General features: G+C 64.0%; 11 protein-coding genes and 1 pseudogene. 3 read left to right on the top strand and 9 right to left on the bottom strand.

Translation table 11 applies throughout. The features are described from left to right. Nucleotides 1-23 precede the first annotated feature (23 nt). The 5 genes from ACXAED_RS09055 to ACXAED_RS09035 form a co-directional block, all read right to left on the bottom strand. Nucleotides 24-545, bottom strand: coding sequence for a DUF3035 domain-containing protein (locus tag ACXAED_RS09055; RefSeq protein WP_475048952.1), 522 nt, complete (start codon nucleotides 543-545; stop codon nucleotides 24-26). 55 nt (nucleotides 546-600) lie between these two features. Further along, complete coding sequence (lspA, locus tag ACXAED_RS09050) at nucleotides 601-1,083, bottom strand: signal peptidase II (RefSeq protein WP_475048949.1); 483 nt, start codon at nucleotides 1,081-1,083, stop codon at nucleotides 601-603. 15 nt (nucleotides 1,084-1,098) lie between these two features. Further along, nucleotides 1,099-2,688: a bifunctional phosphoribosylaminoimidazolecarboxamide formyltransferase/IMP cyclohydrolase gene (gene purH / locus ACXAED_RS09045; protein ID WP_475048947.1), complete on the bottom strand. Its 1,590-nt coding sequence runs from the start codon at nucleotides 2,686-2,688 to the stop codon at nucleotides 1,099-1,101. A gap of 23 nt (nucleotides 2,689-2,711) precedes the next feature. Continuing rightward, nucleotides 2,712-4,454: a heparinase II/III family protein gene (locus tag ACXAED_RS09040; protein WP_475048945.1), complete on the bottom strand. Its 1,743-nt coding sequence runs from the start codon at nucleotides 4,452-4,454 to the stop codon at nucleotides 2,712-2,714. A gap of 103 nt (nucleotides 4,455-4,557) precedes the next feature. Beyond that, on the bottom strand, nucleotides 4,558-5,820 hold the full coding sequence (locus tag ACXAED_RS09035; RefSeq protein WP_475048942.1) for an RsmB/NOP family class I SAM-dependent RNA methyltransferase: 1,263 nt from the start codon (nucleotides 5,818-5,820) through the stop codon (nucleotides 4,558-4,560). Between the two features lie 78 nt (nucleotides 5,821-5,898). On the opposite strand from ACXAED_RS09035, the gene ACXAED_RS09030 reads away from it, so the two are divergent. Next, nucleotides 5,899-6,090 (top strand): DUF1674 domain-containing protein, encoded by a 192-nt coding sequence (locus tag ACXAED_RS09030; protein WP_475048940.1) that lies wholly within the window; start codon nucleotides 5,899-5,901, stop codon nucleotides 6,088-6,090. Between the two features lie 128 nt (nucleotides 6,091-6,218). On the opposite strand, the gene dapB is transcribed toward ACXAED_RS09030, so the two are convergent. Continuing rightward, entirely contained in the window at nucleotides 6,219-7,028 is an 810-nt protein-coding gene (dapB, locus tag ACXAED_RS09025; RefSeq protein ID WP_475048937.1) for a 4-hydroxy-tetrahydrodipicolinate reductase, read from the bottom strand. An 86-nt stretch (nucleotides 7,029-7,114) separates the two neighbouring features. Between dapB and rbfA the strand changes: the two genes are divergently transcribed. Both rbfA and ACXAED_RS09015 read left to right on the top strand, forming a co-directional pair. Continuing rightward, nucleotides 7,115-7,510, top strand: coding sequence for a 30S ribosome-binding factor RbfA (rbfA, locus tag ACXAED_RS09020; protein WP_027245073.1), 396 nt, complete (start codon nucleotides 7,115-7,117; stop codon nucleotides 7,508-7,510). A gap of 17 nt (nucleotides 7,511-7,527) precedes the next feature. Further along, nucleotides 7,528-8,256 (top strand): phosphodiester glycosidase family protein, encoded by a 729-nt coding sequence (locus ACXAED_RS09015; RefSeq protein ID WP_475053072.1) that lies wholly within the window; start codon nucleotides 7,528-7,530, stop codon nucleotides 8,254-8,256. A 6-nt stretch (nucleotides 8,257-8,262) separates the two neighbouring features. Here ACXAED_RS09015 and rarD read toward each other — a convergent pair whose 3' ends face one another. The 3 genes and pseudogenes from rarD to rpsT form a co-directional block, all read right to left on the bottom strand. Continuing rightward, the gene (gene rarD / locus ACXAED_RS09010) at nucleotides 8,263-9,165 is read right to left on the bottom strand and encodes an EamA family transporter RarD (RefSeq protein WP_475048933.1); all 903 of its coding nucleotides are present in this window, start codon (nucleotides 9,163-9,165) and stop codon (nucleotides 8,263-8,265) included. A 176-nt stretch (nucleotides 9,166-9,341) separates the two neighbouring features. Next, nucleotides 9,342-10,749: pseudogene (gene dnaA / locus ACXAED_RS09005) on the bottom strand (chromosomal replication initiator protein DnaA). Nucleotides 10,750-11,296: 547 nt separating this feature from the next. After that, nucleotides 11,297-11,560, bottom strand: coding sequence for a 30S ribosomal protein S20 (gene rpsT, locus ACXAED_RS09000; protein WP_008556347.1), 264 nt, complete (start codon nucleotides 11,558-11,560; stop codon nucleotides 11,297-11,299). Nucleotides 11,561-11,663 lie beyond the last annotated feature (103 nt).

Raw genomic sequence — 11,663 nt, 5'->3', positions numbered from 1 at the left:
CCGGCTGGCAGAAAAGTGAGGGATCAGGACTCGTCTTCAGGCGGCGAGGACGGCGTCGCCGCGCCTGCCCTGCGGAACTGTTCGCTGACGGCAAAAGGATCAATGCTCTGCTTGCGGTACAGCTGTTCATAGCGGTCTACCGGCACGATCTTGATACGGCCCAGGTGACGGTTGCGGTGACGGAACTTCGCGTCTTCCTCCGCCAGCGTCCCGCGCACGCCCGCCTCAACCCCATAGCGGCTGGAAGCAGTAACCAGCGCAGCATCGCCAGACGGCACGCCGCTGCCCGGAACAAGAGCGCCGGGTTTCCCGCCCAGGGCAGCCACGGCATCCGCGTGCGGATTGGCATCGGTCAGGTTGCTGCCGCCGGGCGTCGGTGCCGGCAGGCTGCTGAAGTTATCCGGCGTGCTCAGCGGCTTGGTCGGCAGGACAAGGAATTCGTCCGGGCCGGTCCCCGGCTTCTGAAGAACGCGCAGCCCCTTCTGCGCGCAGCCGGACACTGCCAGCGCGCCAGCCAGAACCATCACTCCGAACGGGATCTTCATTGCCCCAAACTCCTGCCTGTTTCCCGGCGCTTTTATCGCATTTACCTGCCAAGGTCTACGCAGGCTTTTTGCGCCGCCCATCAAAGAAGATAAGCCCTGCAGCGCCGGCAAAAATGAAGATGTCGGCGACGTTGAACACGAAGGGGTTCTGGATGCCGCAACAGGAGGTGTTGAGAAAATCCAGCACATAACCGTAAAGCAGACGGTCCGCGACATTGCCCAGCGCGCCGCCGATCACCAGCCCGGCGGACAGCTGCATGCCCCTGGATTTTGCTTGCCCGCGGCTGACCCACACCGCCAGCACGACACAAATCACGACTGACAGAGCGATCAAGATCCAGCGCGCGGCCTCATCCCCGCCGCCGAACAGGCCAAAGTTGATTCCGGTGTTCTCGCCATAGCGAAAGTTCAGGAATGGCGGCAGCACGTCGATCCGGTGGCGCTGGTCCAGCCCCATCCAGTGGATCACCAGGTATTTGCTGGCCTGATCCGCCAGGAACGAAAGGGCCGCGCCCCAGATCATCCAACGTGCTGCCATGTCTTGCTGCCCCGATTAGTGGCGGAAGTGGCGCATGCCGGTAAAGACCATGGCCAGGCCTTTCTCGTTGGCCGCCTTGATCACCTCGCCATCGCGCATTGAGCCGCCCGGCTGGATCACACAAGTACCGCCCGCGGCGGCCGCTTCCAGCAGGCCATCCGGGAAGGGGAAGAACGCATCCGATGCCACCGCACAGCCCTTGGCGAGGCTTTCCTCCAGGCCCAGTTCCGCCGCCATGCGGCCTGCTTTGGCCGCGGCCACATTGGCGCTGTCCAGACGGCTCATCTGACCAGCACCGACGCCGACTGTGGCGTTGTCCTTCACGTAGACTATGGCGTTGGATTTCACGTGCTTGGCGACTTTCCAGGCAAACAGCAGGTCCTGCATCTGTGCGTCAGACGGCGCCTTCTCGGTGACCACCTTCAGGTCCTCCATGCCGACGTAGCCGACGTCCTTATCCTGCACCAGCATACCGCCGGCCACCTGCTTGTAGGCCACGATGGGCTTGCGCGGGTCCGGCAGTCCATCGGTCAGCAGCAGGCGCAGGTTCTTCTTGGCGGCGAAGATTTCTTTCGCCTCGTCGGAGGCGCCGGGGGCGATCACCACCTCGGTGAAGATCTCGGTGATCTTGGCTGCGGTCTCCGCGTCCAGCGGCTGGTTCAGCGCCACAATGCCGCCAAAGGCAGAGGTGCGGTCGCAGTCGAACGCCTTCTGATAGGCCTCTGCCAGGGTTGCGCCCTTGGCCACGCCGCAGGGGTTGGCGTGTTTGATGATGGCAACAGCAGGGCTGTCGGCCGGGTCGAATTCCGCCACCAGCTCATAGGCCGCGTCGGTATCGTTAATGTTGTTGTAGCTCAGTTCCTTGCCCTGCAGCTGCACGGCGGTGGCAACACCCGGCCGGTTGCTGCCATCGGTGTAGAAGGCCGCCGTCTGGTGGCTGTTCTCGCCATAGCGCAGGGTTTGCTTCAGCTCGCCGGCAAAGGCACGGCGGCGCGGGGTCTTCTCTTCCAGCGCCGACGCCATCCAGTTCGACACAGCCGCATCATATGCCGCCGTGCGGGCATAGGCGGTTTGGGCCAGGCGCTGACGGAAGGCATAGGTCGTCTGGCCGTCGTTGTTGTCGAGCTCCGCCAGCAGCGCCTCATAATCCTGGACGTCGGTCACCACGTTCACGAACAGATGGTTCTTGGAGGCAGCCCGGATCATCGCCGGACCGCCGATGTCGATGTTTTCGATCATCTCATCGTAATCTGCGCCACGCGCCAGCGCCGCCTCAAACGGATAGAGGTTCACCACCAGCAGGTCGATGGCGCCAATGCCATGCTCGTTCATCGCGGCCACGTGGGTATCGTTGTCGCGCAGCGCCAGCAGACCGCCATGCACCATCGGGTGCAGAGTCTTCACCCGGCCGTCCATCATTTCCGGAAACCCGGTCACATCAGAGACGTCTTTCACAGTCAGCCCGGCATCGCGCAGCGCCTTGGCGGAACCGCCTGTGGACAGCAGTTCGACACCGCGCGCATCCAGCGCCTTGCCTAGCTCGATCAGGCCGGTCTTGTCGGATACGGAAAGCAGCGCACGGCGTACGGGGTGAAGGTCGGTCATGGCAGGGCGGTCCTTTTAAAGGCTCAGTCAAACGTCTCGGGTTCGTCCCGGTTCAGGTCTCGCACGGCAATGGCAGTCTCCTGCGCTTTGCTGAGCGTCCACCGGACGCGGGTGGCATATCCCATCGCCCGCCCGGATAAAACGATCTGCTTTGCCGCACGCGGCTTCAAGCGGGTCTTCTCCAGGAAAACACTCGGCTCCAGCCGCAGCTGGCAGCCGCCGTCGTGACGGAACACCCAGATTTCCCCGCTCTTGAGCGCCATGGATACTGCCGTGCCGCCCAAGTCAAGGGCCGCGTCCACCTCAGGGTGCAGGTGCAGGCGGATATCAAAGCCGATGCCGCCGTCCGGACCGGCATCCCGAACCTTCGCGAACTGGCGTTTGGCAGCTTCGTCCAAGGCCACCAGCATGTCCTCGCCGCTGAGGCTGCGCCCGTCAAAGGACAGATCCAGCGTGCGGGCATGGGTCAAACCGAAATGCGCGGCATAGCCATTGTGGCCGCCTTGGAAGCGGAAGCCGTCCGCCAGGTCGGCGACCTCCAGCGGCACGTCGTCCGGGGCTTCTATCAGCTCCTCATGGCCAGTGGTCTTGTGCGGCGGCGCCAGCCGGGCGCTGGAATGGCCTTCGATGCACAGCGTCGTGTGCGAGGGCGTAGCCCGCCCGGCCCGGCGCCATTCCACCCCAAACGTTTCGCCGGATCCGCAATTCACGATCAGGGGTCGCCGTCCCGAAGTCAGCTCAAACGCCAGGGTTGAGGCATGGCCATTATACGACGCCTTGCCCTTGGGCGGGGCGGAGGCATCGACAATCACCGAGGTGCGCCGCGCCGACAGCCGGGCAAAGCCCATTGCCAGCCCATCGGCATGGCGTTCAGCCACATGGCTGGCAGCAAGCGCATGATCCAGCCGCCCTTCCAGCCCGCGGCCGCCGCCGTGGAACCGCGCCAGGCCGCCATCGCTGTGGCGCAGGGTGCGCAGAGTCGGCGCAATCCGCTCGATGGCAGCAACATGGGCAGGCGGCACCATGCGGCCCGCTTCATGCAGCGCCGCGGCGGCCCAGGTCAGCAACGTGAATACTTCCAGCAGCTCTTCCGGGTTGCGGGTCGGCAAGCCGCCCTGATCGTCGATCTGGGCCTCGCATTCCGCGGCCAAGGCTTTGACCGCCGGGTCCGCCAGTTCTTCCCGCCCTTGCAAGGACAGGCCCGCATAAATCAGGCCGCATAGGGCTTCGAACCGCGGCAGGCCGGGGGCCGCCCCCTGCCAGCGCTGGGACAAATACCAGGTCTGCCTGGCCAGGGAGCCATAGAAGGCCTCGGTCTCGTACTTGTCCTTGCCGCTCAGCAGGAACAGCGCGTGGTTGATCCAGCGGATCACCCGCCGCCCGGTCAGATCCGGCAGCCAGGCCAGCCCGCCGCCGCGCCCGTGCTGCTCAATCCACCCCCAGACCCATTTCTGCGCCTTCAGCCGGGCCTTGAAATCCCCCACCGCGGCCAAATCGTCGAGCCAGGCAAAGCCGTGCCGCTCGGCATCAAAGGCCGCGTCCGGTGCTGCGACCTCCCACAAGCCGGTATCGGGCGATTCGACCAGATAGCCGGCAAACAGCAGATTGCCAGCCACCAGCTGCCGCCCGCGGGCGAAACTGCCGATGGTGCGCGGTTCGGGCTGCGAGACAAACCCGGTCGCCGCAGGCTGCCTACGGGCCCGCCAAGCGTAATACCGGTTTAGCAGGCGGGTGCCGCGGCCTGCCATTCTGTCATAAGTGGACATGCTCTTTTTGCCTCACGCCAGAGGAGTATTCCGGGGCGTTTTGGCTGGAGCATAGCGCGGGGTATGCAAGGAGTCACCGGCGAATGCCCGGAACATCCCGGGGTCACGCTGTTTTGCGCAAAAGGGCCATGTAGAAACCATCCATGCCGCCGCGCTCTGCCCAGTAGTCGGGGCGCAGGCGCAAACCGCCCTCCTCGGTGATCCATTGCGGATCAACACCCGGCAGCGCCAGCGCATCGCGGTCTGCCGCCATGTCCGGGAACATATCCAGCGCCTCCTCGACCTGGCATTCGCCCTCGTCCGGCAGCAGCGAGCAGGTGCAAAACATCAGCCGCCCCCCGGGTTTGACCAGCGACCAGGCATGCGCCAGCATCTGCGCCTGCAGCTCAATCAGGGCGCCGAATTCGCTGCCGTCCTTGGCCTGCGGCAGGTCAGGATGGCGGCGGATGGTGCCGGTGGCGGAACAGGGCGCGTCCAGCAGCACCGCGTCATACTGGCCGGTCTGTTCCAGCGCATCCCCCACCACCAAGTCGGCCTCCAGCCCGGTACGCTCCAGGTTCTCCCTCAGCCGCGCCACGCGGCTTTCCGAGATATCTACAGCCGTCACTTTGGCACCGGCAGCGGCCATCTGCATGGTTTTGCCGCCCGGGGCCGCGCAGAGCTCCAGCACCCGCTCGCCGGGCTGGGCGTTCAGAATCCGGGCGGGCAGCGCAGCGGCGACATCCTGCACCCACCAGTCGCCTGCATCAAATCCAGGCAGCGACGAAACCTGCCCGGCATTGGCGATCCGCACTGAGCCGGTGGGCAGCTGCTCTCCGCCGAGCGCCTGCAAGTCCACGCCGGGTTTGCCAGTGATATCCAGCGGCGCGCCTGTATTGTGCGCGGCCTCCATGCCCAGCATCGCCTCGGCGCCCCAGGCCTGCACCAGCGGCTTGCGCAGCCAGTTCGGCAGCCGCGGTGTGCGCAGCTTGGCCCATTCCTCGGGGCCTTCATCAGCCACCTTGCGCAACACCGCATTGACCAGCCCCTTGAGCTGGCCGTGACGGCGGTGTTTGGAGACGATGGCCACCATCGCATTCACCACCCCATGCGCCGCGCCGCCCGAGCACAGCTCCACCGTGCCCAGACGCAGCACGTTCATCACCATCAGCGGCGGCATCTTCTTGAGGTGCTTTTTCAGGATACGGTCCGCGCGCTCCAATCCGCGCAGTGTTTCCGCTGCCAGCCTTTGTGCACGGGCGCGGTCTTCCGGTGCCAGTTTCTCCAGCGCCCCGGCAGCATAGCATTCCGCCAGCAGCCGCCCCTCTCCCAGCACCTGATCCAGCAGGTAAACCGCGGTGCGGCGGGCGTGATTGGCATCGGACATCTGGCAACTCCATGGGGGCGCGGCTTGTTTGCGCGGGACAGGGGCGTATATCATGGGCGGAGCATAAAGGAACCCGCGATGAGCGAAGAGACTGCACCCGAGAAGAAAGACCTGCCCGCCGCCGCCCTGCGCGCGCTGGCCGAGGCTGAGGAGCGCCGCAAAGCCGCAGAAGCGCAGGAGGCCCGTCCCAAGGAGCTGGGCGGCCGCGATGGCCCCGACCCGGCACGCTATGGCGACTGGGAGAAAAAAGGCATCGCCATCGATTTTTGATCCCTGCGCGGGGGCCAGCCCCCGCACCCCCGGAGTATTTCTGGAAAGATGAATGAACCGCCGTTCTTTCACCTTTCTCCAACAACTCCGGCCTGAGGCAGCGGCCCGTCAGGGCCGCCTCTTTGACGTCACAGACCCAGCACATCCACCATGTCGTACTCGCCCGGCCCCTTGTCCTGGCCCCACAGCGCGGCCTTCAGCGCGCCGCGGGCGAAGATGGCGCGGTCGGTGGCCAGGTGGCGCAGCACAATCCGCTCTCCCGCCGCTGCAAACAGCACATCATGCTCCCCCACAATGTCGCCGCCGCGGATGGCGGTGAAGCCGATGTCGCCGCGCTTGCGGGCGCCGGTGATCCCGTCGCGGCCGGAATCGCGCACATCAGCCAGCTTGACACCGCGGCCTTCGGCGGCAGCTTCGCCCAGCATCAGCGCGGTGCCGGAGGGCGCGTCCACCTTGTGATGGTGATGGGCCTCGATCACCTCGATATCGAAATCCTCATCCAGCGCGGCGGCCACTTTCTTGGTCAGCTGCACCAGCAGGTTCACACCCAGGCTCATGTTGCCTGCGCGGATGATCACGGCGTGGCGGGAAGCCGGTTCCAGCTGGGCGATCTGCTCATCCGTCATGCCGGTGGTGCCGATCACATGCACAGCCCGGGCCTGGGCTGCTAGCTTGGAAAAGGCCAGTGTCGCCTCCGGCGCGGTGAAGTCGATCACCGCCTGCGCCTTGGAAAACGCCTCCAGCGCGTCTGCCGTCACGGTAACGCCAACCGGCTGGCCGCCCATCATCTCACCCACGTCACGGCCGACCCATTCATGCCCCTCACGCTCCACCGCGCCAGCCAGCGTGGCCTTATCGCTTTCCAGAACCGTCTTGATCAGCATCTGCCCCATGCGGCCCGATGCGCCGGTAATCACGATCCCTGGTTTGTGAGTCATTGGCCAATTCCCTTGTTCAAGCTTGATTTGTCCTACAGTGCCGGGCAGCGCTTGGCAAAGCCCGCGATCCGGCATAGATCGGAATCATGGCAAAGAACAAATTCCACGATGGCCCCGGCCCGTCCCAGCGTCAGCTTCGCGTCGGCGAACTGATCCGCCGCACCCTCTCTGAGGTGCTGGCGCGCGGCGACGTGCACGACCCGGACCTGAACCGCATGTCGATCACCGTGGGCGAGGTGCGCACCTCCCCCGATCTGAAAATCGCAACCGCCTTTGTGCTGCCCTTGGGCGGCAAGGGGCAGGAGGATGTCCTGAAGCTTCTGGCCCGCAACAAGAGCGAGCTGCGACGCATGGTCGGCAAGAAGCTGGGGCTGAAGTTCACCCCCGATCTGCGCTTCCGGCTGGACGAGACTTTCGATCAGATGGACGACACCCGCCGGATGCTGTCCCAGGACGCGGTGCGCCGCGACGTCGAAGAGTGATCCGCAGGGCCGCCTTGCTGCTGGCTGCACTATGGACCGCCCCTGCGGAGGGTGCGGTCGACTGCAGCGATGTGGCCTATGAGGGCAGCCGCTATTCGGTCTGCGAGGTGGACGCCGCCCGCGAACAGCTGCGGCTGTTTCTGAAGGATGGCGACGGCCAGGTCTACGGGCATTTCTCCACCCTGGAGGCGGCGCTGGCGGAGGACGGCAAAGCTTTGGCCTTTGCCACCAATGCCGGCATGTACCATACCGACCGCTCTCCCGTCGGCCTCTATGTCGAGGACGGCGCACAGGAGATGCGGCTGGTGACCAATGCCGGGCCGGGCAACTTCGGCCTGCTGCCCAATGGGGTCTTCTGCATCCGGGATGGCCGGGCGGACGTGATTGAAACGCTGGCCTTTGAGGCTGCGGCGCCCAGCTGCACCTACGCCACCCAGTCGGGTCCGATGCTGGTAATCGATGGGGAGTTGCACCCGCGCTTCCTGCCAGACTCCGACAGCTATTACATCCGAAACGGGGTGGGCACCTCGGCTGATGGTACGCGGGTTGTCTTTGCCATCTCCCGCAACGCGGTGACCTTTCACCAGTTCGGCAGCCTGTTCCGCGACTACCTGAAGCTGCCCAATGCGCTCTACTTTGACGGCAATATCTCGCGCCTGCACGCACCGCAGCTGGGCCGCAGCGACGCGGGCTTTATGATGGGGCCCGTGGCGGGCGTGGTCGAGGACGCTCAGTCAGGCGACTGAACGCCATCAACCGGGACGCTTGCGCATCTGCCGCACCATCGGGACTGTATAGATCACCAAAGCTGCCCAGATCATCGGAAACGCGATCATCCGGGGTTGGCCGAATTCCTCCCCGAACAGCAGCACTGCGGCCAGCATAATCATTGTCGGGGCGATGTATTGCAGAATTCCCATGGTCGACAGCCGCACCAGCTTGGCACCATTTGCATAGACAATCAGCGGCACCGCGGTGACTACGCCGCAACCCAGCAGCAGCGAGGTATCGCTGAGCGAGCCGCCAAAGCTGCTGCTTCCGGTGGCTGTCAGATACCCGAAATAGCCCAGCGCAGGCGCCAGCAGGATCAGCACCTCCAACAGGAACCCCTGGTTGGGGCCAATCGGCAGCGATTTCTTGAAGAACGCGTAGAACCCCCAAGTCAGTGTCAGGCCCACAGCGACCCAAGGCACCCGGCCCGCTTCCAGCGTCAGCACCAACACCGCAGCGGCGGCAAGCGCAACAGCCGCCAACTGCGCCTTGCTCAGCGGCTCGCGCAGCAGGATGGCGCCTAGTGCAATGCTGAACAGCGGGTTGATGTAATAGCCAAGCGCCGCGTCCAGCGCCCGCCCGGCCGCAATCGACCAGACATAGATGCCCCAGTTCACCGAAATCAGCGCTGCGGTGAGGCAGGCCATGCCCAGCATCCGGGGGTTCTTGAGTGCGGCCTGCAACTCCTTGGTCCGGCGCAGGATGATCAGCAGCGCGCCGGCCACCGGCACCGACCAGATCACCCGATGGACCACAACTTCAGCGGCGGGAATATGCGACAGCGCTTTCATGTATAGCGGCAGGAACCCCCACAGCAGATAGGCGGTGACGGCAAAGGCCAGCCCGCGGGGCGTATCCATATTTTCAGTGGGTTGCGGTGTCATGCGGCGCTCCTGTTCAGGGCGCACTTATGGCTGATTTTGGATCGGAAGGAACTTTGTTTTCCGTGATACCGGGTATTCAGCCGCGTTATGGGCTGCAGCCCGCCCCCCTGCCCCGCAAGAAAAAACGGCTCCGGAAACCGGAGCCGCAAGTCAATCGTTTGGGGTGCGGGTGCGCTTCAGGCTTCCAGCGACCGGCGCAGCATTTCGACGTCCTCGGCGATCTGGCCGTCGGTCAGCTTCAGCTCCTCGATGCGCTTGACACCGTGCATCACGGTGGTGTGGTCGCGTCCGCCAAAGCGGCGGCCGATCTCGGGCAGAGAGCGGCTGGTCAGCTGCTTGCACAGGTACATCGCCACCTGGCGCGGACGCGCATAGGAGCGCAGGCGCTTGGGGCCGATGATGTCGGACATCCGGATGTTGTAATACTCGGACACTTTGCGCTGGATCTCCTCGACGGTGATCTTGCGCTCGGAGGCGCGCAACACGTCGGCCAGGCAGTCCTGAGTCAGATCCATGTCGATCTCGCGGCCCACCAGCGAGGCAAAGGCAAACAGACGGGTCAGGGCGCCTTCGAGCACACGCACGTTGGTCGAGATCCGGTGCGCCAGGAACTCCAGCACGCCGTCGGCGATGCGCAGGTCCGGATAGGTCTCGCGCTGCTGCTGCACCTTGGTCTGCAGGATGCCCAGACGCAGTTCGTAGTCCGTCGGGTGCAGGTCCACCACCAGGCCGCACTGCAGGCGCGATTTCACCCGGTCTTCCAGATCCTTGATCTCACCCGGGGCGCGGTCGGCAGAGATGATGATCTGCTTGTTCTGGTCCACCAGCGCGTTGAAGGTGTGGAAGAACTCCTCCTGGGTGGAAGTCCTTGCCGGCGATGAACTGAACGTCATCCACCATCAGCACGTCGACAGAGCGGAACAGGTGCTTGAAGTCCATCATCTTGCGTTCGCGCAGGGCCTGCACGAAGCGGTACATGAACTGTTCCGCCGACAGATACAGCACGTTCAGATGCGGATTCTTTTCCTTCAGCTCCCACGCGATGGCGTGCATCAGGTGGGTTTTACCCAGGCCCACACCGCCATACAGGACCAGCGGGTTGAAGGTCACCGGACCACCCTCGCCGACGCGGCGCGCCGCGGCATGGGCCAGTTCGTTCGGCTTGCCGACCACGAAGCTGTCAAAGGTAAAGCGCGGATCCAGCGGTGCCGCCTGCAGCGCCTCCAGCGTGTCTTTGCCTGCCGCCGTTGCCGGGGCCGGAGCGGTCGCAACCGCCAGATCATCCTGCACACCGCCAAAGGACTCGGCCGCAACGGCCGGCTCAACCGGACGCGCCGGGCTGTTCGCAGCCACCCGGAAGGCCAGACGCTGCACCGGCTCGCCGGACATGGTCAGCTCGTGCAGAATAAGGTCTGCAAAGTTCTGGCTAACGTAATTTCCCATGAAATTCGTCGGCACTTTGAAGACAGCAACTCCGCCGTCCACAGTGTCAAATTCAAGGGGCTCAATCCAGGTGGTGAAATTGTTCTGGCCAACTGTCTTCAACAGCCGGTTCCTGAGCTGTCCCCATTTTTCTTCTGTCATGCTGCGCCTCACGCGTCCCCAAAAAGCAGCGGCCCCTAGACCGGGCCAATTCCATCGTCACCCCCAACCACCCGGGGGCCGTTCACGCACAGGGTTTCCGTGTGCGGACCAGTACTGGCCGCATCGCCCGTAGGCTGAACGTTCGCATGGCAACAGCAAAAACCGCCGCAAAGAGCGGGCCATCTGCCGTTACGAACAGTATCGCACACAATTGAGACAAGGCTGCTGTCCTTAACGATACAGCAGTAGCTCCCGGACAGAGACAGGCACGTATGTCCCGTCTGTTCCGGGCAGCCTGACAACCTTGATGCCCGTCAAGATTGCCGCAAGCAGCCTGTCCCCCCAGCGAGTGAATCGCTGACACAGTGGTAGCAATTTGAGGGGGTCAGCAGCAACGAAACTATGATGTTGACTCTGCCTTTGGCCGCAAAGAATCTCCTGCACCTGCAGCAACCAGCCAAGGCTTTGCCCAAAAAACAAGGCGCTGCAATTTGCAGCGCCCTGACAACTTTTCAACAGCTCGTGAGCCTTATTGCCGGAGCGAATCTCAGCCCAGTGCCTTCACGCGTGCGGACAGGCGGGAGATTTTCCGGGAAGCGGTGTTTTTGTGGTACACACCTTTGGTAACGCCGCGCATCAGTTCGGGCTGAGCTGCGCGCAGAGCTGCAGTTGCAGCCTCTTTGTCGCCGGAAGCGATGGCTTCTTCAACTTTACGCAGGAAGGTGCGGATGCGCGAACGACGGGCTTTGTTGACGGCAAAGCGCTTCTCGTTCTGACGTGCGCGCTTCTTGGCCTGGGGCGAATTTGCCATGGTGTCTGACCTTATCTCGGGTTCTGTTTCTATCGGACGCAATGCCAGCCAGCCCCGGGATCATTCACCGGTGTGATTCTAGCCTGAGCGGGCTGCACGCGCA

Source organism: Leisingera sp. ABM4_103 (assembly GCF_056158685.1).
This window is presented reverse-complemented; position numbering and strand designations above follow the sequence as displayed.